The organism is Nostoc sp. ChiVER01, assembly GCF_034531155.1.
Lineage (GTDB): Bacteria > Cyanobacteriota > Cyanobacteriia > Cyanobacteriales > Nostocaceae > Nostoc.
Window position 1 is genome coordinate 81,211 of sequence record NZ_JAVRBS010000007.1, and the last position, 25,683, is coordinate 106,893.

A 25,683-nucleotide genomic window follows, 5' to 3' on the forward strand; every position below is an offset into this window, starting at 1 on the left:
TGAGGCATTCAGTCCATTCACATGGACTTAGGCTGCGTTGGTGTAGTCCATCGGAGGCATCGCATTGACAATAAACTTTGCAACAAATGAATCATCCGTAGGGGCATATAGATGTATGTCCTAACAAACTTATGTATTTATAGCAAGAATATTCTGAAATGATATAAGTCTCTGCACTGAAATAAAGGGCAGAATGTTGGTAAATCCGACAACTTGAGTATTGTACAAATATGGGTAATTGTAAGACCTTGAACTGTGGAAAGTGTCAACTTATTGCTGCATCCAACTGAAAACAGTAGTATTCATAAAAACACTTTGTATTGTTAAAGATTTGATGAACTTTAGGTGGAAGACTGGCGATTTTTGTTACTTTACTAGTTAAATTATTAAGAGAAGCAAGTAAAAAATAACAAAAATATAACTGAAGAAAAATACGTAATTTCAACAACACTTTTTGATTGAAGTTTGTTCTTTTTTTCGTTTTGTATTTTTGTTCCCAATCTGGGTAATCTAAAAGTAAGTGCAATAGCTACTGAACATATTTGTAAGTAACTGAGAAACTATGAGAATTTTGGTGACGGGTGGTGCTGGGTTTATTGGTTCCCATCTCATCGACCGACTAATGAATGATGGGCATGAATTAATATGCTTGGATAATTTTTACACTGGTCACAAAAGAAACATTCTTAAATGGCTAGGTCATCCGTATTTTGAACTAATCCGCCACGATATTACTGAACCAATTCGGCTAGAAGTGGATCAAATTTATCATTTGGCTTGTCCTGCTTCACCAGTACATTACCAGTACAACCCAGTTAAAACCGTTAAAACTAACGTGATGGGAACACTCAATATGTTGGGGCTGGCTAAACGTGTGAAAGCTAGATTTTTCTTGGCTTCAACCAGTGAAGTATACGGTGATCCAGAAGTTCATCCCCAACCTGAAGAGTATCGGGGTAGCGTCAATCCCATTGGCATACGTTCATGCTACGACGAAGGTAAAAGAATTGCTGAGACTCTAGCATTTGATTACTATAGGCAAAATAAAGTTGATATTCGAGTTGTTCGGATATTTAACACTTATGGGCCGAGAATGTTAGAAAATGATGGCCGGGTGGTAAGCAATTTTATAGTTCAAGCCTTGCGGGGTAATCCTTTAACCGTTTACGGTGATGGTTCGCAAACTCGTAGTTTCTGCTATGTTTCCGATTTAGTCGAAGGATTCATCCGCTTGATGAATAGCGACTACATAGGCCCAGTAAACCTGGGTAATCCTGGTGAATATACGATTTTGCAATTGGCAGAAGCTGTGCAAAATATGATTAATCCAGACGCGCAGATTAAATTCGAGCCACTACCTTCGGACGATCCCCGGCGTCGCCAACCTGATATCACAAAGGCAAAAACTTGGTTAAATTGGGAACCGACTATTCCTCTGCAAGAGGGGTTAAAGCTAACAATAGAAGATTTTCGCGATCGCATTCAAAGCGATGTAAATAATTCAACCACTTGAGTAGCGCCTAACGTTGCTCTAAATTTCATGCAGGCTCACCCTATCGGTAGCTAGTATGCTTAGTGGCTGAGTTGACTACCAGTGTTTAAGTGTCATATTGATACTTCTTTTAAAAAACTAACCCCAAAAAAGTGAGGAGTTAAAAAATGCGTGTTTGCGTGATTGGTACTGGTTACGTTGGTTTAGTTACAGGTGCTTGCTTGGCTCATATTGGGCATGATGTCATTTGTGTAGACAATAACGAAGAAAAAGTTAAGTTAATGAAGTCTGGACAGTCTCCAATTTTTGAGCCGGGACTTTCAGAAATTATCCAGTCTGCCATTCAAACAGAAAAGATTCATTTTACTAGCGATCTCGCTGCTGGAGTTTCCCACGGAGAAATTCTGTTTATTGCTGTGGGAACGCCACCTTTACCCACTGGTGAAAGTGATACTCGTTATGTTGAAGCTGTAGCCCGTGGGATTGGGGAAAATCTCAACGGCGGTTATAAAGTTATAGTCAATAAATCTACAGTACCCATTGGCTCAGGTGACTGGGTACGAATGCTTGTTTTAGATGGTGTGGCTGAACGGCAGAAAACATTAGTACCAGCTGGTGGGGTTCCGAGTAATGAAAAATTACCTGAGTTTGCAGCCGAGTTTGATGTAATCAGCAATCCAGAATTTTTGCGCGAGGGTTCGGCAGTGTACGACACCTTCAACCCCGATCGCATTGTACTAGGAGGCAATAGCCAAAGAGCAGTAGCCTTAATGCGACAACTCTATGCCCCAATTGTGGAACGCAAGTACGCTCTTGATCAATCTTTACCCCCTGTGCCAATTCTGGCAACAGACCTAAGTTCGGCGGAGATGATTAAATACGCCGCTAATGCTTTCTTAGCCACTAAGATTAGTTTTATTAACGAAGTTGCTAATATTTGCGATCGCGTTGGTGCTGATGTTAGCCAAGTAGCTAGAGGTATCGGTCTAGACTCCCGCATTGGTAACAAATTTTTACAAGCTGGTATTGGTTGGGGTGGTTCTTGTTTTCCTAAAGATGTCTCTGCTCTGATTCACACTGCTGATGATTATGGCTATGAAGCCCAATTACTCAAAGCTGCTGTCAGTGTCAACGAACGCCAGCGATTGATTGCTTTAGAAAAACTCCAAAAAGTTCTAAAAATTCTTAAAGGCAAAACAGTTGGACTACTCGGACTGACCTTCAAGCCCGATACCGACGACTTGCGTGACGCCCCAGCCCTCAATTTGATTGAGCAGCTCAACCGATTGGGAGCCAAAGTTAAAGCCTTTGACCCGATTGTTTCTCAAACAGGTTTACGTCATGGGCTTTCTGGTGTGCTAGTAGAAACCGATGCCGAAAGACTAGCTGATGGCTGCGATGCGTTAGTACTTGTCACCGAATGGCAGCAGTTTAGCACTCTTGACTATGTAAAAATGGCAAAATTGATGACCCACCCCGTTATCATCGACGGTCGTAACTTCCTTGACCCGGAAGCAATGATACGGGCTGGATTCCAATACGTAGGGGTGGGACGATAGAGATTTAGGAGTTAGAAGCGATCAATGATGGATAAAAATTGCTTATAAATTATAATCCATTACTCCTAACTCTAACTATCTTAAAAACCTAAAGTATTATAATACCGCCTAAATTGCTTTAGGCGGTATTTAATTTTGTTTTAGGGCTTCATGCAAAGACCCAAAAAAACGTGAATTCGACTGTTCATATACTGTACGTCTAATTAGCCCAATCAAAAGATTGCTAAGAGATTTTACTACGTAAAACAAACTCTCCCACGGGTGGGAAAACTTGAACTTTAGTTCAAACCAAGGAGAGGTTTATCGAGTTCACGTTAAAATTTTTTACTTACTTTGCTTACGTGACAATATAATATCAAGCGCTATGTGGAATACGTTCAATTTCAGCATAACCACTGAAAATAAGTTTTTGACCTTCAGTGTCTAATCGGTTGAGCCGCATTTTCACTCCATCGAGGTCAAAACGATCGAGATCAACCATATTATCTAAAATTTCTACCAGCGCCACGCTCAAGGTTTGCGAGATTTCCCGTTGTGCTTCTGGTACTTGGTCAAGTTCGATTTTTGGATCTTTGAAGGAAACTCGCCGCCGCCTTTCAATGCCTAAAGTTAGGCTCATATTCAAGGGAACGAGTTCGCCATTATTTAAATCTGCTTTTGCTACAAGCTGTAAGCGATTTCCTGGCAATAACTGTACCTGTACTTCCGTAAAGGAAACTGGTTCACCGCCAGATAATTCTGTCAGTGATGGTACGGTGAGATTAAGCAGGCGCTTTTTCACCAGTTCCGCATTAAAGGCTTGGTTTATGCCTGCTTCTGATAAAATTACTTGGGCGATCGCTTGAGTAGGTTGCTTAAGACTGAGCTTGCCACTTAAAACCGAGCCGAAGTCAATGGCAACCGCATCGGTTTCAAAAGACATCTCCTCTACCGCAAAATCTCTCCGAATCACCAACCCACGACCGCTCATTTTGAAGCTATCAATGCTGCCTTGCAACAGTTTGCTGGAGGGGTAGCAGCGCACAGAGACTTCTACTGACTCGCTTTGCGTAAACAGGTGGCGAATCGTTTGGCTGGCGACCGTGTTGAGCATCCGCTCTCCCCAATCTGTGCCTTTAGGATTTTGTAAACCAGTAAGTCCGCCGAACATGTGGTTTTTAGTCTCTAGAAGTTCTTTGTACTTTTGTAACAAACTGTGAAGAATACAGCAAGCGATCCCGTGATTAATTGTGCTGATAGGTAGGTATAGGATGGCTGATAGTTGTTATCTCAACGTATAAAATATTACAAATTTGACTTAGACAGGGAGAATGTCGCAGCATTCATAACATTAACAATTATACTTTGAAGTATATGGGCTAAAGGGTTTAGAGTAAACACCCTACCTTGAGCAACTAAAGATTTACTTTAGTTGACTAAATGACTGCTCTTTTTTTTTCAAGATAGTAAAGGAGTCCGCGAAAGTTTTTACCCTAATTTATTTATGGGATTCAAAATTATTGACTTTTGAATGCGTGACTTTTGAGTTCCCTGAACGTGAATTATATTGAGCAGAACTGAAACACACCTTCTCTAAGAGTTCAAGCTGACCTTTTCTATCTCCTCTTAGAGATTCAAAGCGATCGCCAAAGCTCAAACACCTTACCGTGACTATGAAGTGAAACCTGCTAACCCATTTCTGATTCTTCGTTGTCCAGGTGACTATGCATAAAATTGCTTGATACCAAATATTGCTTACTGATGTTGTAAATATTTTAACTGTATAAAGTTTGCGAAAAAATTTGTTGATTGGGAAGACACATATCTTATAGCAATAGTAAAATCTACTTTAAGCTAGATAAAAATTACCTAAATTTCAGGGTAATTAACTTAGCTACTAGTAGTAAATATCACGAATACTGAATGCTAATATTCAGTGTTTCCTGGAGAGTGCTATTCCGGGTTAGGATGATGACTAGCGATGCCTTAATTTAGATATCGATATTGAATTGTTGAAATTTTATGGGCAATAGTCCACCAGATGGCAGTATCAACCTCCTCTGAGCTGGCGAGGAAGTCTCCCAGCGCGGGGGAGACTTAGGAGATATATCTACATGCTTACACAAGATATTCGTGATTTGCTGACTGATACTACCGATTTAAACCAGTTAAAATGGGATTTAAATCGCTTGCAACCTGTAGATGTGGGAGACTACATTACACAATTACCTGAACAGCAACGCGCGATCGCATTCCGTTTACTCAATAAAGCTCAGGCAATTGATGTATTTGAATATTTGCCCACAGAGGTGCAGGAGGAATTAATTAATTCTCTGCATGATGTCCAGGTAGTGCAACTTGTAGAAGCCATGAGTCCCGATGAACGGGCAGAATTGTTTGATGAACTACCTGCTGGAGTAATCAAACGGCTATTACAAGAACTGAGTCCAGAACAAAGGCAAGCAACAGCAACGATTCTCGGCTATCCAGAAGGTACTGCTGGGCGGGTAATGACAACTGAGTATGTCCGGTTGCGCCAAGGATTAACTGTAGGTGAAGCCCTAAGCAAAATCCGTCGTCAGGACGAAGACAAGGAGTCGATTTACTACGCCTACGTCACAGATGACAATCGAACGCTGGTGAGAGTAGTTTCACTGCGCCAGTTGTTGTTTACCTTTCCCGATGTTTTTATCAAAGATATTGCTAGCGATCGCGTCATCAAAGTTAGAACTGAAACCCCTCAGGAAGAAGTGGCGCGAATCATGCAGCGCTACGACTTAATCGCTATCCCCGTAGTTGACCGAGAAGACCGATTGGTTGGCATCGTCACCATTGATGATGTCATGGATATTTTGGAAGAGGAAGCCACAGAAGATATCCAAAAACTGGCAGGTGTCAGTGGTGATGAAGCTGCTTTATCCTCTCCCTTACTCACTATCCGTAACCGCTTACCTTGGTTGTTGGGGATTATGGCACTGTATATTGGTGCTGCCAGTGCGATCGCGCCTTTTCAATCTGTAATTGCCGCAGTACCAGTTCTAGCAGTAATCATGCCAATTTTTTCTAATACCGGTGGTACTGTTGGGATTCAATCATTAACGGTGACAATTCGCGGCTTGGGAGTGGGCGAGGTAACACCCAAAGATACCTTAAAAATTCTCCGCAAAGAACTTTTAGCTGGTTTAGGTACAGCCGTAGCTTTAGCCACAACAATGTTCCTGCTTTCCTTAATCTGGGCGCAACCCCAAGAACGATGGGTGGCTTTAATTGCCGGAATGGTCATGGCAACTAATACAATTGTGGCTGTTACACTTGGTACTTTATTGCCAATGGGTTTGACACGGCTGAAGCTTGACCCTGCTTTAGTTAGTGGCCCGTTAGTGACTACAATGCTAGATACAATTGGGTTTTTAACATTCCTCAGCCTAATTTCTCTAGCTTTAAACGTTTTCCATTTACCAACTTGAAAGGATTGGGCATGGGGCATTGGACATTGAGCATGGGAAAGAGGACTTGGGGACAAGGAGAATTGGGGACAAGGGGAAAGACTTGTTGGAAGTTCTAAACTTTTGTCACCTTGTCCCCTCTGCTCCCCTGCCTCCCCTGCCTCCCCTGCCTCCCCTGCCTCCCCTTGTCCCCACTTCCCAAATTCTATGCCTACTACTACCTGGAATCGTCATCACGTTCTTTCCCTAGCTGACTTTACGGCGGCTGAATATAATACTGTTTTGCAAACTGCTGCCAGTTTTCAGGAAGTGCTATCACGGCGGACAAAGAAAGTACCAACCTTACAGGGACAGGTGGTAGCGAATTTATTTTTTGAATCGTCTACTCGCACTCGCAGCAGTTTTGAACTCGCGGCGAAACGTTTAAGTGCAGATACGCTGAATTTTGCCGCAGCCACATCTTCTATGACTAAGGGAGAAACAATTCTCGACACGGCGAAAACCTATTTGGCAATGGGAACTGATATTATGGTAGTCCGCCATCGAGAGGCAGGAGTACCGAATGCGATCGCGGCTGAAATGGATCGTTTAGGTGTAAAAGTTAGTGTCCTCAATGCTGGTGATGGTCAACATGAGCATCCTTCCCAAGCACTGCTAGATTTATTTACCATTTGTACTCTAATTGATCCAGCTAGTCCCCGACTAGAACTTTTAAAGGGTAAAAAGATTGCCATTGTTGGGGATATTCTCCATTCTCGTGTGGCGCGATCAAATATCTGGAGTTTAATCGCCAGTGGTGCCGAAGTGCATCTAGCAGCCCCACCTACCCTCTTACCCAAATTATTTGCCGAGTATATTTTGGAAGAGGCAGCAGTTAAGAATCAGGAATTTATTATCTCCTCATCCCCCACTCCCCACTCCTCACTCCCCACTCCCCAACTATTTCTACATTGGCAACTAGAACCAGCTTTGCAAAATGCCGATTTTGTCATGACTTTGCGCCTGCAAAAGGAACGGATGACCGCTCATTTACTGCCAAGTTTGCGAGAATATCATCAGCTATTTGGCATTACAATCACAAAATTGCAACTTTGTAAACCTAACGTCAAGGTTTTGCATCCAGGCCCAGTTAACCGTGGTGTCGAAATCAGTTCTGAATTGATGGATGACCCAGAATTTAGTCTCATACAATCACAAGTTACCAGTGGTGTCGCCGTTCGTATGGCGCTGTTGTATTTGATAGGAAGCAGTAAGGTCTAAGTAATTTAACTCTCACAGGCAATGACCATCAGGATTCGGCTGTTGAGGCAACTGTAGGCAAAGACATGACTACACAAGCTAGATAAAAAAGGTATAACATAAGACCAGCCCTTTTAAAGTAAGTAGAAATTCTCGCAAGTGAATTCCTCTCTAATATCATGGCCGCATAATTAGTTGTGATTCCCAGAGCCTTTGCACCTCAGCCTTTAATTCTCTCCCCGCTTGCGGGTAAAAGAGATAAAGCGTAGCTTTGGCAGGGTGGGGTTCTTCGGGTTTAATAAGTAATCAAGCGGACATAATATAAATTTCTATTCTCCGTATTCTCTGTCTTAGAAAGCCTGATGTCTACGGCGGACTGCGCCAACGGAGGTTTGTTGCCTTCAAACTTTCTACTGTGTCTCGGCGGTTAAATAAATAACTTATAAACCACTTTTCACACAGAGAAAAATTAGAGAAAAAGAGATTTTAGAAGTCACGTTTAAAGAGCTAGTTCTATCATTTATTACTACCTGATACCTGTGCCGGAGATTTGCTGATGAAAACTATATCTAGCCTTGATACAGTAACTAAAAATTTAGAGCATCATGAAAACTCAAAACGGATTAAAAAATTAATATACTCAGCCTGTAAAAATATCTGGGAGAATGATGAAGATACGCTAGAACGGTTTAAACTCCAAGAATTAATTCAAGAATTATACAGATTAAATCCAACTATAAATAATTTAAATTATACTTTATCTAAAGTTGTAAAAACCCTCAATAAACAAGATGAATACGCCCTAATAGCCAGTGTTATTTCTCATGAGATGCAGAAATTATATATAACACTTGATGAATCAACAGGAATATTATTAAATCAACCTCCTCAAGAAGACTTAACAGGAATATTATTAAATCAACCTTGTAAAGAGGAACAGACCTTTTATAATTCTAGGCAAATATCATTAAATCCTATAGATAAATCTCGAAACAGTCAAATCAAACATCAATATAATCAGTTTGATTTACGGCAAAATATTATGAAGTATACTAACCCACTTAGGGCTAAGATAGTCCTATTTTCTGCACTTTACAAAAAATTTACTTTCAATGAAGAAGACTGGTTGAAACTGAAGGCTGAAAAACTTGATGATTTATTGCTGAAATTATTTAATACTTGTCCAACTATCAGAGAGCTTGAATCTAAACTAAATAATGCCGTTATATCTCTAGGCAAACCAGATGAAAATATTCAAGCAGCTAGTGCAATTATCCAATCTATGCGAGGTCTATATGGAAATATATCATCCAGTGTTAATGGATATCAACCGTTTAACAGCGATTCATCTCTGGAAACGAAAACACTAGTTAATCCTTATCATAAAATGGCATTCAAGGATGACAATAATACCTGTCAATTTCTAGCACCCCCTACCAAAGAATAATGGCAACTTTTGACTATTGTTGATACTGGAAAATTTAAAACGAGTGTAGTAATTGATAGGGGAAAATAAATATGGATGCCAATGAGCTTCTTAAACGATATGAAAATGGAGAAACAAAGTTTTTGGAGGCAAACTTAAACGGCGTAAATTTGTTTGGTGCAGACTTGATTGGTATAACTTTGAATAAGGCAGATTTATCTAATGCAATCTTAATTTTTAGCTATCTAAATCGGGGAATCCTAAATAAGGCAAATCTAGTTTGTACAAAGCTAAGTGGTGCGAACCTAAATCAGGCAAGTTTAATCGATGCCAACTTGCATGATGCTAATTTACATGGTGCAACTTTACAGGGTGCTGATTTGCGTAATGCGAATTTAACTTTGGCGTATATGTTAGATAGTAACTTGATGGACGCCGATTTGCGTGGTGCAAATTTGAGTGGTGCAAATTTAACTGGCGCGTGCCTGCGTGGTGCTAACTTCAGAGAAGAAAAGAGAATGTATTCTGCTAGTCTACGGGGTGCTAACCTCCATAAGGCTGACCTGCGGGGCGCTGATTTAACTGGTGTAGACTTATCTAAAGTTGATTTGAGTGGTGCTAACTTGAGTGAGGCAACGCTACGTTATGCCGATTTGAGTGATGCCAACCTGAGTAAAGCTATTTTATATAATGCATCTCTGGCAGATACTAACATCGGAGGTGCTAATTTGAAAGGTGCTAACCTAATGAACGCTAGACTAGAACGCTCAAATCTCATTGATGCCGAACTTACAGGTGTTAACTTGTACGGTGCAATTATGCCAGATGCTAAACTGACTAAATGCCAGATGAGTGGAGTAAACCTGAGTTTTGCAAGGCTAAATAGAGTTGATTTAAGTCGGGCTAACCTGCGTGGGGCTAACCTTACTGAAGCAGACTTGGTTGATGCCTATCTTGCTAGAACAAACTTGACTGATGCTAATTTAAGTAAAGCAAATCTAATCAGAGTAGAAATGAGTAGTACAAATCTGACTGGTGCAGATTTGCGTGGTGCAGTCATGCCTGATGGAACAATTAACGACTAAAAATATATAGCGGTTTGCAGTTAAGTCCAATAATATTACTATTAGTCCGATCGGACTAGTTTACAAAAGAATACCTATTCTCATAGAAATTATCTATTACTCCGATCGCATGAGTACAAAATTCTGTAATCTTGGCACACTGGTATCGTAGAAGTTTAAAAATTTTAATAACTTCTAGAAGTGTCGGAGGTAAATATGAAACGAATTTTTTTGACGGCAGCAGCCTTACTCAGCACGCTATCTTTAGCTGCTCCCCTTCCCGTCAAAGCAGAAAACTCCGCCTCTGTCCGGCGCTTGCTGGAAACTAGAGAATGTTCTGGATGTAATCTAACAGGAGCTAACCTCAAAGGCGCTCACCTCATAGGTGTTGACCTCAGAAATGCAAATTTAAAAGGGGCTAATCTCGAAGGTGCTAACTTAGAAGGTGCTGATTTAACTGGTGCAAATTTGAAGTCTGCTAATCTCACAAAAGCATTCGTCAGCGATACTATGTTAAATAATGCCAATCTCACCAACGTTAATTTGAGCAATTCCCGCTTATATAATAGTGACGTAGATGGCGCTGTTATGGCTAATATTGATTTAAGCGGCGCTGATGTATTTAATACTGCCATTAGCATTGGTGGTGAATACTAATGGTGATTAATGATTTTGAAGTGATGAGTTAAGAGTTATATTCAACTCCTAACTCTCTACTTTTTAACTTTTACTCACCAGTAATCGACAATTCATTAACCCAGATTTTCGGGCAAACTCCCCCTGGCGTTAACTCTGGCTCTTTTTCTACATAAATAATTGACTTCAGGACTTCTAAGAAATCACCAGCAACAGTTGCTGACTCAATACTTGTCTTGACACCATTGTTAACTAGCCAACCATCAAACGGCAAAGAAAATGAACCCTGCAAAGCTTTAACTCCAGCATGGAGAGCTTGTAAATCATCGATAAAGATCACATTTTCAGCAGTTTCTAAACTCAACTCTTCTTCAGGAGTTGCTGTTGAAAAAACGTGATAGAAATTGGGACTAACGCTAACTTTTGCACCAATACTAGCGTTACCTGTTGGCTGGGTATTGAACCTTTTGGCAGTGCCTGCACTGTGGAGAAAGCTTTTTAAAACTCCATTTTCAATCAGTGAAACCTGACGAGTAGGAGTTCCTTCACCATCAAAAGTTTCTGCGCCTACGTTAGCAGGGTGAAGTGCATCATCAAAAACTGAAAGTAGAGGAGAAGCAATTTGCTTACCTAAATCATCAGCAGTAGATAAGCTTTGGTTGTCTAAAATACTTTGAGCGTTGAACAAGTTAGAAAAACCACCCAACAGACTTAAAAAAGCTTCCGGTGAAAAAACAACCCGATATTTACCAGTTTTGATTTTTTCATAGTTCAAGTGACTGATAGTTTTATCTGCGGTTTCTTTTATGCAACTATTGATGTCTAGATTATCTAAACTATGGTTGATTCTAAAAGCACCTGCACTGCGAGGTTTTTTTCCTTCTTCCTCAGTTTTGCTGTAAAGATAAACTGATGCTAAGGAGTGAGATTCAGTTCTCACTGCACCGTCGCTATTAAGATAAAATCTGTCAATATCTCTTTGCGATAAACCATTATAAGGCACACCTTTAATTGCTGGATGAGCTGCTAGTAGTTCTTTTTCAGCTACCAACAATTTTTCTATGAGTTCAGCAACAGGTGCTTGGGGTGCCTTATCTTGAGGTTTATTTGCAATAGGAACAGTAGCTTCTGGACTAAAATCAGGAACATTTTCTTTAACACCAAAGAAACTGGCTTCGTAGGCAGTCTTCAAAGCTAATTCCAGTCCTTTAGGGTCTACATCTGTGGTGCTGGTGACACCCATTGTATTATCTTCATTCCAGACACGAACAGTAACACCAGAGCGGTTTGAGGCTTTGACTTGTTTTGGCTCACCTTGGTCTACTTGCACGCTAGTATCATCTACTGTTGAACCATAAATGTCGAATTTCTTAATACCAAGCTTACCAGCATTGTCCTTGGCATAATCTACAATTTCATTGATATTTGGCATAGTCAATTTTGGATTTTTAATTTTAGATTTTGGATTGAGAGCAATTTTATTTTTGATATTAGATTTTGAATCTTGGATGTTATGACTTAATATTTTGCTCGGAGAGTTTTTATTGACGCAACAGGCACAGCTAGAATTTCGGTAGCTTCTTGCATTAGGCTTTTTAGTTTTTCTGTTGTCATTAATCTAGATTCAATAAGAAGCTCTAACAAGTAAAGCGTTTCAGGTGCTTTGTTCTAGCCTTCAACTCCTACTAATTCACAATCCAAAATCCAAAATCTAAAATCTAAAATTCTTATCGTCCACCAACGGTAATAGAATCAACCTTGATATGGGGTTGTCCTACTGTGGTGTAAATACTACCACTCACAGAACCACAAAAACCTGGTGCAATTTCCAAATCTTGGGAACACATAGAAATTTTATTCATAATTTCCTTAGCTTCACCAATTAGAATTGCTCCCTTTAGCGGTTTGGTGATTTTGCCATTTTCAATCAAATAAGCTTCATCAACGCTAAAGTTAAATTGGCCCGTAGCACCAACGCTTCCGCCACCCATCTTTTTACAGTAGATACCTTTATCAACAGAGGTAAATAAATCATCAATGCTATATTCGCCAGAATCAATATAAGTATTACGCATCCGGCTAGCAGCAGCAAAGGTATAATTTTGGCGGCGTCCACTTCCAGTTCTGGGGTGTCCGGTGCGTGCAGAACCTGTTCTATCTGCTAAGAAGTTTTTGAGAACGCCTTTTTCAATTAATAGGGTTCTTTGAGCAGGCATACCTTCGTCATCCATGTCAATTGTTCCAAAGGCATTTTCAGAACGCCCTTCATCCCAGGCTGTCAAACTTTCGTGGGCAATTTTTTCGCCTTTTTTGTCAGCAAAGGGTGTGGTATTGCGTTCAATTTGGGTGGTTTCTAACAGATGTCCGCAAGCTTCGTGGAAGATTACGCCGCCAAAGTGATTCGCCATAATAATCGGGTAAGTACCTGATTCTACGTAATCGGCGTAGAGCATTTTGCCAGCAGATTCTGCTATTTTTTCGGCAGCTTGTTGAGAATCCCAAGTCCTTAAGAAGTTGGCATCGCTAGTATTACCAGCGCGTTCACCGATAGAAGCACGATTAGCGCCATCAGCACACAAGAGGTTAAATCCTACTGACTGGGTGAGGCGAATGTCACGGGCAAAAGTGCCGTCACTGGCGGCGATTAAAACTTCTTGCCAATCCCGGAAATAGGTAGCACGGCGCGATTGGACGTGGCTAGCTTTTCGCTTCAGGTTGGCAGTGCCATCAAGGAGGACTTCTCCCATTTCTCGGATGGAACTACACACTGGTAGCCATGCATCTTTGCCTCTTTTGGTGGCGTAATCTCTCAATAATTCTAGGTTGATTTCTGGGATGAAAGCTTTAGCAATGGGTAGTTGCAATCCCAGGATAGAAAGACCTTTTTCTAAAGCTGCTTTCAAACCGGAAAACGAAAGGTCATTGGTGCTGACATAGCAATCAGCTTTGCCGCGAAATACTCTGACTCCCGCGCCTGTAGACAGACTTGGTGAAATACTAGTGATGGAGTCGTCTTCTGCAAGGCAACTAATATAGTTGCGACGTTCTAAAAATAATTCGATGAAGTCAGCGCCTGCGGCGCGTCCTAATCCCAGGAGGGTAGCCAGGGGGGCTTCCCAGGTTTCATCGAAACGCTCTGGTGTGGAGGAATATTGCAGGGTGGGAAGTTGATTCGAGAGAAGTAGCGTACTTGTAAGCATGGGTAGCCTCGTCTGCTGGCGTAGTTCAGAGATTTGACTGAAAAATCCTGGTGTGTTTAGTCTAACAAATCAGTGAAAGTCAGAGTCGGCAATTAAGTAGTAGGGGTTTCCTCACCTGGGAAATTTATACCAATTCGCAATGGGCTAACGCCCCGCTGCGCTAAGGCAATTAAGAAACTTAGATACAGCAAGACTTTCCTGATTTACATCTGTTGCTTCATTTTGGAGAATTGGTATTACTTCCCTTTCGTTAAGCGTGAGTGAAATATTTAAGTAACGCCCTTTGGAGAGCGATCGCTATCATATAGAGTCGAGATATAATACACTTTCATAGCGAATGAGCAAATCAAAAAATGAAAATATTCATGCATAAAAAATTGGAAGGCAGCCTTAGACTGTCTTCCAATTTCTTAAACTATTAGGAAAAAATATCCATATATAATATTGGTAAAAGCAAGAATTTAATCAAACTTATTTTTGATTTATGCCTTGCTCATCCCTAGAATGGTTGATAAATGACCATTTTCCATCTATTTAATTCTTGGTAAGAGCCTGTTCTTTCTTAGGCTTATTTACGATTTGTCATTTTCAAGGGAATTCTTACTGTTTCTTGCTGATTGAAAGTCTGACCTAAATTAGCAGCAGTTGGCGGTGGCGATGTTAGATTCTTAAACAATAACTTTAGGGTTCGAGTAATAGTTTTAATAATTTTCATTTTGCTGGCGCTCGGCTTTTCGTCATATCTCAAAACCATTGGAATTTCTATGATTTTTGGTTTGAGCGCTTTGGCTTTCAGCAATAAATCTATCATGCAAGCAAATCCGCTTTCAGTGAATAAACTCTCACCATAATAGATATCTAGTTTGCTGACGAAAGTACGGTTATACAGTCTGTAGCCACAAGTGTAGTCTCTTACACCTGGTACACGGGCTGCAATTCTAAAAAGCCAGCTTGCTCCGTAGCTCATCACCTCTCTAAATTTTGATAAGCCTATGACTTTAGAGCCTTTTCGATATCTAGATGCGATCGCAATATCATAGCTACCAGCTATCATCGTCTCATACATCTTGATTAATAGTTCTGGTGGTTGAGTGTTGTCGCAATCCATCGCGGCTAAAAAATCACCTTCTTTAGAAATTTCTAAGAAAGTTGTGAAACCTGTTTTAATTGCTTGACCTAAACCAGCATTTTTGGGATGCTGGACTAATTTAAGTAATATCCCTAGCGATTGAGATTCTTCTATTGCAGTCTGAGCAGTTGCATCCTTGCTACCATCATCAACAAGAATTAGCCGGATATCCATATTAGATATTTCCTGCAATACCTGAAACTTTTTGAACAAGGGGCGAATTGATTCTTGCTCATTGTATGCGGGTAAAAGAACAAAAAGACTCATAAGTACCTCGTGTAATTTTCAAAATATTATTCTCTAAGTTCAAGAATTCAATAATGTTGATTTCTTGAGAAATTCATCAACCTGTCGGACGACTGCGTTGTTATTGACGCTATCATTAACCAACTGTGAGGTATTGACAACGAAGAAATCATCGTTTTCAGTACTCACTTTTGGAACTAGGCTTGAATAATTTAAAACTTGTAGCGGCTGTACTTTAATAGCTCGATTAATGTGTGCTGCAACAATATCATCTGCTTTGAGTTCTGGGAACATCAAACGTATACCTTGGAAAAATACTTGGCGCAACTCATCATCTGGCTGTTTTAATAACGGGTCAGTGGAAAGGATATATTTTGGTAAAAATGTAATATGATACCCTGCTGTCTCTTGCAAAGAAACTAGGTTACTCATACCGATGACTCCAGTAAAAGGAACATTTCTATCGGCAATATTTACTACGTAATAAGGAATTAAAGCCTTACGAGTAATAAGCACCATGCAGATTACACCCAGGTATTCTACTGTTTCACCAGTGTCTGAAACTTTCACCAATTCTTTGGCAGCAACCTGTTGCAAAATATTAACTGGGCCAGTAAAGATGACTTTATCAAAATGTTCCTTTTTGCCCTGATATTCTACCCACATTCCACCCTCTGGATGAGGTGCAATATATTCCACTGCAACACCTGTGTGGATATGACCACCAGCCGCGTAAATTAATTTTTCTATATGGTCAAAAACAGTTTTGTAACCACCTGAAACATAACCAAGTTGTTCTTTATTTAATGAAGAATCTCGCGCTGAAAATAACCGTTTGATATAAGCCCAGATAAAAACTGCTGATATTCGCTTATAGTTCTCTCCTAATTTGGATAGAAGCAAAGGTTTCCAGAGCTTTTCGTATGTGCTTTTACCACCAAGTTTCAATAGCCAATCTTCAACTAATATCTTCTCTAAGCGTCGCCAGTTATTCAGGCGTGAACCATACAGTAGAGTGAAAGCTAATCTGATCTTACCTATAAGTCCGAACAGAGGAAACCGCAAAAATTCTATAGAGTTACTGATAGAATAAAATTTTTGATTGTCGTAGAAACCTGTTAAGCTTCTATGCCAACGCAGCTTATTTCCAAGACCAATATCTCTGAGAAAATTTATTAAATGAGTATCAGAAGGGAGGATAACGTGATAAAAACGATCCCAAGTAAACAACCCATAATCATGATAAGTGGTAAGTCCACCAAGCTGCTTATTACTATCGAATACAGTTACTTTATGTCCTTGATTTGAAAGACGTTGGGCTAATACCAGCCCAGTTATACCCCCGCCAATGATGCCTATATTCATAAATTTAATTGAGATTTATATAAGGATACTTTGCTTTTGAGATTTATTTTTGGCAAATTGTAATATTAATACTTTTGCTGTCTATTCCTTTGGCTATTAATTTACAACCAAAATTACACCAGTTATAATAATCGAAATTCCTAACCACTGACTAAACACAACCTGCTCTTTTAAAAGATAGTGGGAAGCAATTGGAACAAATGCATACATTAATCCTAGAACTGGAAATGCTTGGCTTAGAGGAATTGTCCGCAATACATAAAGCCACAATATAGTCATAAATGCATAGCAAATAAACCAAATCCAAAAATAACGAGACAATAATAGATTTTGGATAGATGTACTTGCTCCCTTAGCATGGCTAGAAATGTGAAGTCCATACTTTAGTGATAGGTTCGCTGTTGTTCCAAATAAAACCACAAGCATTAATACAAGCCAAGTAATGATGTTCATTTTTCAATCTTCTTGATGAGAGTTTCTATACATTAATGTCGATTTTTTTAAAGGAATAACTACTAAAATAACACCTATGAAAATAGTAATTACTCCCGCTATTCTAGTTAGTGTAATCTCTTCATTAAAAAAGTAGTGCGAACCAAAAAGTATCCCGACATAATTTAAACTAGTCAGTGGATAAGCAATACTCAATTTTACCGAACGCAGAGCTAATATCCAATTTACTACCCCCAAGCAATAGACACTAATAGCGAATACTAATTTTTGAATAAATACCCAGTTTAGTAGCCCCTCATTTGTATGGCTCATGGTATATTTCATCAGCAGTTGACCAGAAATACTAAATAAAATACTGACAAACAATATAATATAAGGAATTATTTTAAAGTTTGAAGTTTGCGAGATAGATTTCATAGTCAGTAAATTTGGCTCAATAGAGATATTAGGTATGAACGGGACAGTAAACAATTTATAGGTTTAAACAGATTTAGATTTAGGTCATACTTTATGTGTAATTAAACTTTCACTTCAGTAAATAGACAATAAAATTAGGAAGATTATGTTAAAGTGATTGATATTAAAATGATCATAGAAGCTCATATCCAAGAGTTAGCAAGTAGATACTATGTAGCCTGGAGGACGGTTACTTTATTTTGGCAAGACCCGATATTATCGGATTAGAGTATGCTAAATTTGCTTACTGAGTTACACTCGCAGACATAACAGTTTAATTGCTTGACAATTAGCGCAACAGTTTAGACTTTGCCCAATTGTGAATTGCAGATGTCTTCCTTATCAGCCAGTTATGTTTCCAGACTAGTTTTAGTGCGATGGCGTATGCGCCCACTATCGGCGATCGCAATATCTATGTCATAGTGGATGCAGATATAGAAAACATTGGGTGTGCCACAAAGTGGACAAAGTTTAGCACTGAGACATAGTTTATGCTGAACTCGCATTTAAACTGTATGTTCAACAGATGGAGTTAAGCGAGTAAAAATGGATTCCCGAAATTTTTTATTAATCCATGCATTAACTTTCATCAGTTGTATCCTGCTATAGAAACCTTGTTAAAGACACTACTCAACTTCTAAAGCCGTTAACTTATGCATCAAAACTAAGCTGGATTGATAAATATTCTTAATTTTCTCCAGTAAGTGTTTATTAGTTCTACGACATGCCATAGAGTTTATCCAGTCTTACACACATATCTGCAACCTCGGTTAGAAACTAAGCCGATTCTTAAAAATTTGTACTCAAAAATAGTGTGTATATGTACTCTTTTTGGACATAGGAACACAATGGTTAAGAAAAATCTGCCTTAGAGTGGAAACTATCTATAGATAACTATACAGTCATGCGCCTTACATGTTTCTGGTAAATTTTATTGCATGTAGAAATGCAGCTTTTGACAACACTAAAGGGCAATGTAAACTAGCATTTGGTAAGCAACTCGCAGCTACTTACTATTGATTTAAGTGGATTTGAGATATTTTTAGATTCATCTTAGTAACACTGCTGTTTAATTGTTTTTAACTATATGTAATTTTAATTAGAGCTTTCTCTCAGAATTTATTTTTACATATAATTACTTACTAGAATACCATGAGAAAACAATGTTGCAAATTTATCGCCACACTTTATCAAAAATTTATTTTAGGAAAATATACCTAAACAGAAACTTTATAAAATCATACATTTTTCTTTTGATGAATCTCTGTTTTTAATAATTTCTACATTTGTGTACCACTTTCTGACTAATAAAGTTGCAGAAGTAGCGATTCAGTATCAGATTCTAAAAGTGCAAAGCGTAAGAGTTTGAGAAAGTAGAATTGAAATTTGAACACTAGTACAAGTAAAAACTTTTAGTATAAAAATACACTTAATTTAAGACTATAGATGTTAACTAATAGTCTGAATCATTATTTATTTATGAAAATCTTCAAATTCAAATATCTTAAACAAAACTTATTTTATGGTTAACTTAGAAACCAAATAACACGTAAGCCCCTATTTCTGAATTTTCTTAAGAAGGCGGATTAAATAAAGCGTAGAATCTCACCCCCAATCCCTCTTTTTACTACTACCGTGTAGATATAAGTCGAGTCTGTAATCAAATGCACAGAAAAGAACGGAAAATTATTTTTAAAATCCTTAAATCTCCGTTATACCTCTATCAATAATCTGGCATTATCAAATCAGTAAACAGTCAAAATTTATCAGTTATCACGGTAACAGTGTAGGAATTTGACGCCAACTGAAATACACCACTTCTCAGTTGTCGAAGACTTTGACTCTCAATTGATTTACAATTCATCGATAAATGATGATTGTTATTTAATTCACATTCCTATCAAACTTTATATTTGATATTTACTGGTAGTTGGTCTTATTTAGTTTCCCTAAATTGTTTTCCTTTGCTTTGAGTTTGTTTTAACTCATTTTCTTGCAAAAGTCTGTTGGTAATAATTAAGACAATGATTAACAATCCAAATTGAATTGGCCAGGGTGCTAATACTAAACTGAAAATAAAGCTAATAGCTGCAAATACACCTGCAATATATGCAATTTCATCACTACTCTTTTTAAAGAAGTAGCCAGTGGCTATAGCCGTACACAGTGGTATCAAGAAAAACAAAGGCATTTTAGTAACCTCTGAACTAAAAGTTGTTGTATCTATGAAACTGAAACAAATTGAAATCGTTTTTGTAATTCTGGTTGATTTTACATTCAATAAGGTATTAGCCACAAGAGTCGATCGAAATAAATATTTGTTCTGCCAGTGTCCCGATTCAAAATAGCTTAGGTATGCTATTATACAAACTCTCGTTTGCCCACGAGGATTGAAAGGATTTAAAACTCAACAAGAGAGGCAGAGGGCAGGAGGCTCAGTTGGAATACTAGACTTCTTGCATAAGTCGGGAAAAGAGGAAGGTGGGGTCCCCTCTGGGGATAAGGCTATGCATTACCCACATCTTTCTTTACAATCTTGAAACGCTTGTTTTGTAGGCATCTGAAACACTGAGGTGTGAGGCATACTTGACAAATTGGCTCTTAATATTCTCGCTAAAATTAGGTTTTTATTGAGAATTAACGACAGACGTATCAGGGTTGTAAGAAACGTGAGTGAATACTCTCGCAATTGTTGAGAAAGATCCGGGTAATGGATAGGGGGATAAGGGGCGGGGGGAAGGGGAAAAACTTCTGTATCGTCCTTTTCCCCTTTAACATGAACCCTTTTCCCTAAGAGTGCAAAAAGCACAAATGCCAAGAGGTCTACTGCTCTCTTTTCCCTGCTACGACTATACGGGTCTTCGGTCTGAGTACCTCACCATAATCCAATACGCTTGACTTTTAAGACAGTCGCTACACATTTCAAGGTTTTTGGCGCTAACCCAAGCGTATTGCACCATAATCTCCGATTTGGTTCGCCAGCCCGGTCTTGTTGTTTCAACAAAGAAGGACTGGCTTTCCCGTTGGGTGGCTAAGAATTGAGTTTTCTTTAAAGCCTCGTTCAAATTCTGCCCTCTAGCTTGAAAATCAAACTTTGGTAAATTAGCTTAAAACTTTGGCTTTGCGCCAAAATAAGGATCTAGTACAGCGCAGCGTAAATCAAGCTACCATTTGAAAACTTGCAAAAGCTTTGATATACAAAACTTTTGAATGCGTGACTTTTGCGTTGCGGTACTAGCATATTACCTTTAGAAGTAGCATTTTCATTTTTTCCTTTTAGACACTCAATGCTGAACATTCCTCAATTACTGGCAACTGAAATAAATCTCAAACCCCATCAGGTGCAAAACGCGCTGGAACTTTTGGCGGAGGGTGCAACAATTCCTTTTATTGCACGTTATCGTAAAGAGCGCACTGATGAGATGAATGAGGTGCAACTACGTGAACTGGCTGATCGATATACTTATTTAACAGAACTGGAAGAACGAAAATCTGTGATTTTAAGTGCGATCGCAGAACTTGGTAAACTCACAGATGAACTCAAAGCCAAAATCTCATCCTGTTTACAAAAAACCGAACTTGAGGATTTATATCTACCCTATCGCCCAAAACGACGCACCCGCGCTACTATTGCCAGAGAAAAAGGACTCGAACCACTGGCGGAATTCATCAAGTCGCTAAATGTAAAAAATGCTGCAACGGCTTCCCTGGAAGAAGAAGCGGCTAAGTATATTTCTGAAGCCAAGGGAGTAAAAACAGCAGAAGAAGCGCTCAAAGGTGCTGCTGATATTTTAGCGGAAGAAGTGGCTGAAAAAGCTGAATTACGCGCATATATCCGCGATTATCTTCTCGAAGAAGGGGTATTTGTCTCCCGTATCAAAGATAATTATCCTGAAGGTACAACCAAATTTGAGATGTACCGTAACTATCAAATTAAGGTAAAAAATATTGCACCCCACAATATGCTAGCGTTGTGTCGCGGTGAAACGGAGAAAGTATTAAGCTTTGAAATTGCTTTTGATGAAGATACGGTACTTTACTATCTTGAGTCAAAAGAAATTAAAACCAAAGTTCGGACAATTCGGGATTTTTATCAGGCGATGTTAAAGGATGCATTTAACCGTTTGATGAAAATATCTCTAATGGGAGAGGTAATTTCTGAAATGAAAGTTTACGCAGACATGGAATCAATCAAGACATTTGAAACTAATCTGCGAGAATTACTACTGTCTGCACCAGCCGGAATGAAACCCACCTTAGCGATAGACCCTGGATTTAGAACTGGGTGTAAAGTTGCTGTTCTCGACCAAACCGGGAAATTTTTGGAATACCAAGCGGTTTTTCCTCACCAAGCGGCTGAACAACGCGCTAAAGCTGCACAAACTGTCAAAAAGCTAATTGAAAAGTACAAGATTGAGTTAATCGCCATTGGTAACGGTACAGCGTCCCGCGAGACAGAGGAGTTTGTCACACAAGTATTGGAAACCATAGAACGTAAACCAGTTAAGGTGATGGTGAATGAATCTGGCGCATCTATATATTCTGCGAGTAAAGTAGCGCTAGAAGAGTTTCCCGATTTAGATATTACCGTGCGCGGTGCAATTAGCATCGGCCGCCGTTTGCAAGATCCTCTAGCGGAACTGGTGAAAATCGATCCCAAATCTATTGGTGTGGGACAATATCAGCACGATGTCGATCAGAAGTTGCTGAAAAAGAAATTGGATGAGACTGTAGAAAGCTGCGTTAATTACGTCGGCGTAGACTTGAACATGGCTTCTAAAGAACTTCTGACTTCCGTCTCTGGGATTACGGCAACAGTTGCCAATAACATTGTCGCCTATCGTAACCAGAATGGAGCTTTTAAAAATCGCCGACAACTTTTGAAAGTTCCGAAGTTGGGGCCAAAAGCCTTTGAACAAGCGGCGGGTTTTCTGCGGATTCGCGGCGGTGACAACCCATTGGATAATACAGCAGTGCATCCAGAAAGTTATTCCGTAGTAGAAGCGATCGCATCTGATCTAAATGTGCCATTAAATCAGGTCACAGAAATTGCCGAAAAACTTAAAAAGACCAACCTGAAAAAATATGTTACCGATACTATTGGCGAACCCACACTGCGCGACATCCTTAGTGAACTAGAAAAACCAGGTAGAGATCCCCGTGCAGAATTTAAGTATGCCACCTTCAAAGAAGGAATTAAAGAAATCAGGGACTTAAAGGTGGGAATGGAACTAGAGGGAATGATTACAAATGTCGCCAACTTCGGCGCTTTCGTTGATATCGGCGTACATCAAGATGGCTTGGTGCATATATCTCAACTTGCTGATAGATTTGTAGACGATCCCAAAAAAGTTGTCAAAGTCGGACAAGTAGTCAAAGTGCAGGTGCTAGAAATCAACGAGAAACTCAAGCGGATTAGTTTATCGATGAAAGCAGTTAAACAATGAATTACAAACAGCAGATGGCAGTTTATCAAGTTCAATTCATCAATCCTACACTTGGATTAGATCGTACTATTCCAGTACCAGACGATCAATATATTCTGGATATCGCAGAAGAAGCAGGTATTCGCCTACCATCTGGGTGCAAACAAGGCGAATGTTCTGCTTGTGTCGCCAAACTCATTAGCGGTGAAGTTGATCAAAGTGAGCAAAAATTTCTGCGCCCAAGTGAAGTACAGGCTGGTTATGTTGTTACTTGTGTAACTTACCCTTTATCTAATTGCACTTTAGAAACCCATCAAGAACAAATCTTGTATAAATCAGCGCTTTACTATCAGCCTGAGTCTGGAAAATCTAAGTGATTGATATATTAATCCGTTAAGAAGATTTGTAGGTTGGGTTGTAGGTAGTGAAACCCGACAAGATGGTGAAAATGTTGGGTTTCATTCCTTAACCAAACATACCGACGAGTGATGTTTTAAGTAAAACTTACGTAGTATTCAAACCGCTATCTTTTTCTTAATGATCGGCCTAACGGTAGAACGAAATTCTATCTTGCAAGAGAGGTTAAAACCTAACACATAGTTGAAGATGAGATAAGAAGTTACAAAAAATCTTTAGTGATTAGGTAAGAAAAATGTTAACACCATTATTAACCGCTCTAGCTACAGCTTTAAGCCTGTTAATTGTTGATTTAGTTGTTCCAGGCGTTAATATTGCTAATTTTCCCGCAGCTATGATTGCTGCTTTAGTAATTGGTCTAATTAACGGTTCAGTTAAACCAGTTCTGTCTACTCTTTCTTTACCACTTAACTTTCTATCATTTGGAGCATTTTCGCTTGTCGTCAACGGTTTGTGTTTCTGGTTAGCAGCAGTATTAGTTCCTGGATTTGCAGTTCGCGGAATTATTGGTTTCCTTCTTGGGCCAGTCATTCTAACTTTTGCTAACACCTTTATTAACAACTACTTTGTTGAAAGAAACTTGTTAACCAGCAGTGGCGAAAAAACCCAAGGTGAATTACCTTCTAGATAAGTATTATTTATAAGGAGTAGAAATACTAGTTTTGTTACATCTCTACTCCAAATAAAATATCCGAAGGTGGATTTCCTAATTCGGTATCTTCAGCAGAATGTAATTAAAGAAAATCACAAAAATACGGCAAAATCATGAAATTAGTTCGTTTTCTTCTAGGTTTGTTAGTGCCTCCTTTAGGCGTTTTTCTGACTGTTGGAATTGGCCCAACTCTGTTTATTAATATCTTGCTCACAGTTCTAGGTTGGCTACCCGGTAGTATTCATGCAATTTGGGTTATTGCCAAGCATGATGAACAACTGAATAGAGAAGGAAATATTTACTAATACGCAAGATGAATTTTAAGGAATCTTAAGTAAGTAGGGTGCGTTATGGCTAAAGCCGTAACGCACCATTTTAGTTTCTACTAGAATTAGAGGTTATAAGACCTAACCCCTTAATACCATTTCACGAAAAATCTGATATAGATGTAAACCTTGAAAGCATTGCTTTATTTAAGTATTTTAATTGCGAATTGTATTAAGCAATGCTTTAGTCTTTGGCTAACGCATCCTATGAAAAGTGAATCTTTAATAATTATACAGATACTTTAATAGGGGCACGACAATGCCGTTTCCCCTACTAAAATTCTATATGTATCAGAGTTTTGTGAAAAAGCACTCCAGTCTATTTATGAATAGTATCTCGCTCTTTATTTGCAGGTTCCTTATCTTTGAATAAGTCAGCTGCCGTTAAGAGTAACTCTCTCAACGTCTGTTTAATTTGGTGTTCTTTTCTTGCTAGAGATGTACCAGCTTCACCTAGTTTATCTTCAAGCTGCGATCGCTTCTGTTCTACCTGCACAGCCATAGATTCTGCTTGAGGACGAGCTTTATCATACCAATGTTTAGCTTCGTCTAGATAATCCTGAACTTCCATATTACGTCCGCCATAGCGTGCAGCTAAGTTAGCTCGGACAATTGCTAGCTGCGCTTGTAGTTGGGCGTAACGTTTCTTTAACAATCCTACTTCTTCACTATCTTTAATAGCATTAACAGCAGAATCAATTGCGGTTTTAGTAGTAGCGGGTTTTTCCTTACCCGTTTCTTCAATCTCTGCCAAAATTACATCAACCTCTTGCTGGAGTTGTTCTTCTTCACCATCCAGTTGAGCCTGTAGGCGCTTTATATCTGTCTGAGTTTTAGCAATGCTTTCGTGTCTTTTGCTATTAATTCCTTCCAGCGCTCCTTCAATAGAAGCTGTCACTTCATCTTTGAGTTCGCCACCTTTTTCTTGAAAGTTTTCAATTACAGCAGAAACAGCGTCTTTAACAAGACTACGAACTTCACTTGAACCTTGTCTAAACTCAGAAGCTACTTGAGAAACTGCGGATTTTACAATTTCTCGAATCCGTTCAGTTCTTAATTGTCCGGTTTCTTTAGCTTGTTGCAAGTCTGCTTGAATTTGTTGTTTGATATTGTTAGGCATTTTCAACTCTTAGGGTTTAACTATTTTGGATAATATTTTCTAGACATGTTCC

Annotated in this window: 21 protein-coding genes; 11 read left to right on the forward strand and 10 right to left on the reverse strand. The window is 39.1% G+C overall.

Annotated features, from left to right (window positions below; genetic code table 11):
- The first annotated feature begins 562 nt into the window (after positions 1 to 562).
- Both RMY00_RS11675 and RMY00_RS11680 read left to right on the forward strand, forming a co-directional pair.
- Positions 563 to 1,513, forward strand: a complete 951-nt coding sequence (locus RMY00_RS11675) for a UDP-glucuronic acid decarboxylase family protein (RefSeq protein WP_322647697.1) — start codon at positions 563 to 565, stop codon at positions 1,511 to 1,513.
- Positions 1,514 to 1,659: 146 nt separating this feature from the next.
- Positions 1,660 to 3,051 (forward strand): UDP-glucose/GDP-mannose dehydrogenase family protein, encoded by a 1,392-nt coding sequence (locus RMY00_RS11680; protein WP_322647698.1) that lies wholly within the window; start codon positions 1,660 to 1,662, stop codon positions 3,049 to 3,051.
- A 355-nt stretch (positions 3,052 to 3,406) separates the two neighbouring features.
- Here RMY00_RS11680 and RMY00_RS11685 read toward each other — a convergent pair whose 3' ends face one another.
- Positions 3,407 to 4,201 (reverse strand): DUF2993 domain-containing protein, encoded by a 795-nt coding sequence (locus RMY00_RS11685; RefSeq protein ID WP_322647850.1) that lies wholly within the window; start codon positions 4,199 to 4,201, stop codon positions 3,407 to 3,409.
- A gap of 943 nt (positions 4,202 to 5,144) precedes the next feature.
- Here RMY00_RS11685 and mgtE point away from each other — a divergent pair.
- The 5 genes from mgtE to RMY00_RS11710 all read left to right on the forward strand — a co-directional run bounded on the left by mgtE (position 5,145) and on the right by RMY00_RS11710 (position 10,862).
- Positions 5,145 to 6,497: a magnesium transporter gene (mgtE, locus tag RMY00_RS11690; protein WP_322647699.1), complete on the forward strand. Its 1,353-nt coding sequence runs from the start codon at positions 5,145 to 5,147 to the stop codon at positions 6,495 to 6,497.
- Between the two features lie 186 nt (positions 6,498 to 6,683).
- The gene (locus RMY00_RS11695; protein ID WP_322647700.1) at positions 6,684 to 7,736 is read left to right on the forward strand and encodes an aspartate carbamoyltransferase catalytic subunit; all 1,053 of its coding nucleotides are present in this window, start codon (positions 6,684 to 6,686) and stop codon (positions 7,734 to 7,736) included.
- Between the two features lie 535 nt (positions 7,737 to 8,271).
- Positions 8,272 to 9,162, forward strand: coding sequence for a hypothetical protein (locus RMY00_RS11700; RefSeq protein ID WP_322647701.1), 891 nt, complete (start codon positions 8,272 to 8,274; stop codon positions 9,160 to 9,162).
- Positions 9,163 to 9,233: 71 nt separating this feature from the next.
- On the forward strand, positions 9,234 to 10,226 hold the full coding sequence (locus tag RMY00_RS11705; RefSeq protein WP_322647702.1) for a pentapeptide repeat-containing protein: 993 nt from the start codon (positions 9,234 to 9,236) through the stop codon (positions 10,224 to 10,226).
- Between the two features lie 195 nt (positions 10,227 to 10,421).
- Entirely contained in the window at positions 10,422 to 10,862 is a 441-nt protein-coding gene (locus RMY00_RS11710) for a pentapeptide repeat-containing protein (protein ID WP_322647703.1), read from the forward strand.
- Positions 10,863 to 10,932: 70 nt separating this feature from the next.
- Here the strand turns inward: RMY00_RS11710 and RMY00_RS11715 are convergent, their stop codons facing one another.
- The 8 genes from RMY00_RS11715 to RMY00_RS11750 all read right to left on the reverse strand — a co-directional run bounded on the left by RMY00_RS11715 (position 10,933) and on the right by RMY00_RS11750 (position 19,986).
- Positions 10,933 to 12,273 carry a TldD/PmbA family protein gene (locus RMY00_RS11715; protein ID WP_322647704.1) on the reverse strand — a complete coding sequence of 447 codons (1,341 nt, stop codon included), beginning with the start codon at positions 12,271 to 12,273 and terminating at the stop codon, positions 10,933 to 10,935.
- A 295-nt stretch (positions 12,274 to 12,568) separates the two neighbouring features.
- Positions 12,569 to 14,041: a TldD/PmbA family protein gene (locus RMY00_RS11720; protein WP_322647705.1), complete on the reverse strand. Its 1,473-nt coding sequence runs from the start codon at positions 14,039 to 14,041 to the stop codon at positions 12,569 to 12,571.
- Between the two features lie 568 nt (positions 14,042 to 14,609).
- On the reverse strand, positions 14,610 to 15,437 hold the full coding sequence (locus RMY00_RS11725; RefSeq protein ID WP_322647706.1) for a glycosyltransferase family 2 protein: 828 nt from the start codon (positions 15,435 to 15,437) through the stop codon (positions 14,610 to 14,612).
- A 39-nt stretch (positions 15,438 to 15,476) separates the two neighbouring features.
- Positions 15,477 to 16,781, reverse strand: a complete 1,305-nt coding sequence (locus RMY00_RS11730; RefSeq protein WP_322647707.1) for an NAD(P)/FAD-dependent oxidoreductase — start codon at positions 16,779 to 16,781, stop codon at positions 15,477 to 15,479.
- Positions 16,782 to 16,877: 96 nt separating this feature from the next.
- Positions 16,878 to 17,234, reverse strand: coding sequence for an EamA family transporter (locus RMY00_RS11735; RefSeq protein WP_322647708.1), 357 nt, complete (start codon positions 17,232 to 17,234; stop codon positions 16,878 to 16,880).
- A 3-nt stretch (positions 17,235 to 17,237) separates the two neighbouring features.
- The gene (locus RMY00_RS11740; protein ID WP_322647709.1) at positions 17,238 to 17,651 is read right to left on the reverse strand and encodes an EamA family transporter; all 414 of its coding nucleotides are present in this window, start codon (positions 17,649 to 17,651) and stop codon (positions 17,238 to 17,240) included.
- 389 nt (positions 17,652 to 18,040) lie between these two features.
- Positions 18,041 to 18,196, reverse strand: coding sequence for a hypothetical protein (locus RMY00_RS11745; RefSeq protein ID WP_322647710.1), 156 nt, complete (start codon positions 18,194 to 18,196; stop codon positions 18,041 to 18,043).
- 1,430 nt (positions 18,197 to 19,626) lie between these two features.
- Positions 19,627 to 19,986, reverse strand: a complete 360-nt coding sequence (locus RMY00_RS11750; RefSeq protein WP_322647711.1) for a hypothetical protein — start codon at positions 19,984 to 19,986, stop codon at positions 19,627 to 19,629.
- 991 nt (positions 19,987 to 20,977) lie between these two features.
- On the opposite strand from RMY00_RS11750, the gene RMY00_RS11755 reads away from it, so the two are divergent.
- The 4 genes from RMY00_RS11755 (at position 20,978) to RMY00_RS11770 (ending at position 24,490) form a co-directional block, all read left to right on the forward strand.
- The gene (locus tag RMY00_RS11755; RefSeq protein WP_322647712.1) at positions 20,978 to 23,137 is read left to right on the forward strand and encodes a Tex family protein; all 2,160 of its coding nucleotides are present in this window, start codon (positions 20,978 to 20,980) and stop codon (positions 23,135 to 23,137) included.
- Positions 23,138 to 23,151: 14 nt separating this feature from the next.
- A complete protein-coding gene (locus RMY00_RS11760) occupies positions 23,152 to 23,493 on the forward strand; it encodes a 2Fe-2S iron-sulfur cluster-binding protein (protein WP_322647851.1) in 342 nt (113 codons plus the stop codon).
- A 275-nt stretch (positions 23,494 to 23,768) separates the two neighbouring features.
- The gene (locus tag RMY00_RS11765; protein ID WP_322647713.1) at positions 23,769 to 24,164 is read left to right on the forward strand and encodes a phage holin family protein; all 396 of its coding nucleotides are present in this window, start codon (positions 23,769 to 23,771) and stop codon (positions 24,162 to 24,164) included.
- A 134-nt stretch (positions 24,165 to 24,298) separates the two neighbouring features.
- Positions 24,299 to 24,490, forward strand: coding sequence for a YqaE/Pmp3 family membrane protein (locus RMY00_RS11770; RefSeq protein WP_100898558.1), 192 nt, complete (start codon positions 24,299 to 24,301; stop codon positions 24,488 to 24,490).
- A gap of 340 nt (positions 24,491 to 24,830) precedes the next feature.
- Here RMY00_RS11770 and RMY00_RS11775 read toward each other — a convergent pair whose 3' ends face one another.
- Positions 24,831 to 25,631 (reverse strand): histidine kinase, encoded by an 801-nt coding sequence (locus tag RMY00_RS11775; RefSeq protein WP_322647714.1) that lies wholly within the window; start codon positions 25,629 to 25,631, stop codon positions 24,831 to 24,833.
- Positions 25,632 to 25,683: the final 52 nt, after the last annotated feature.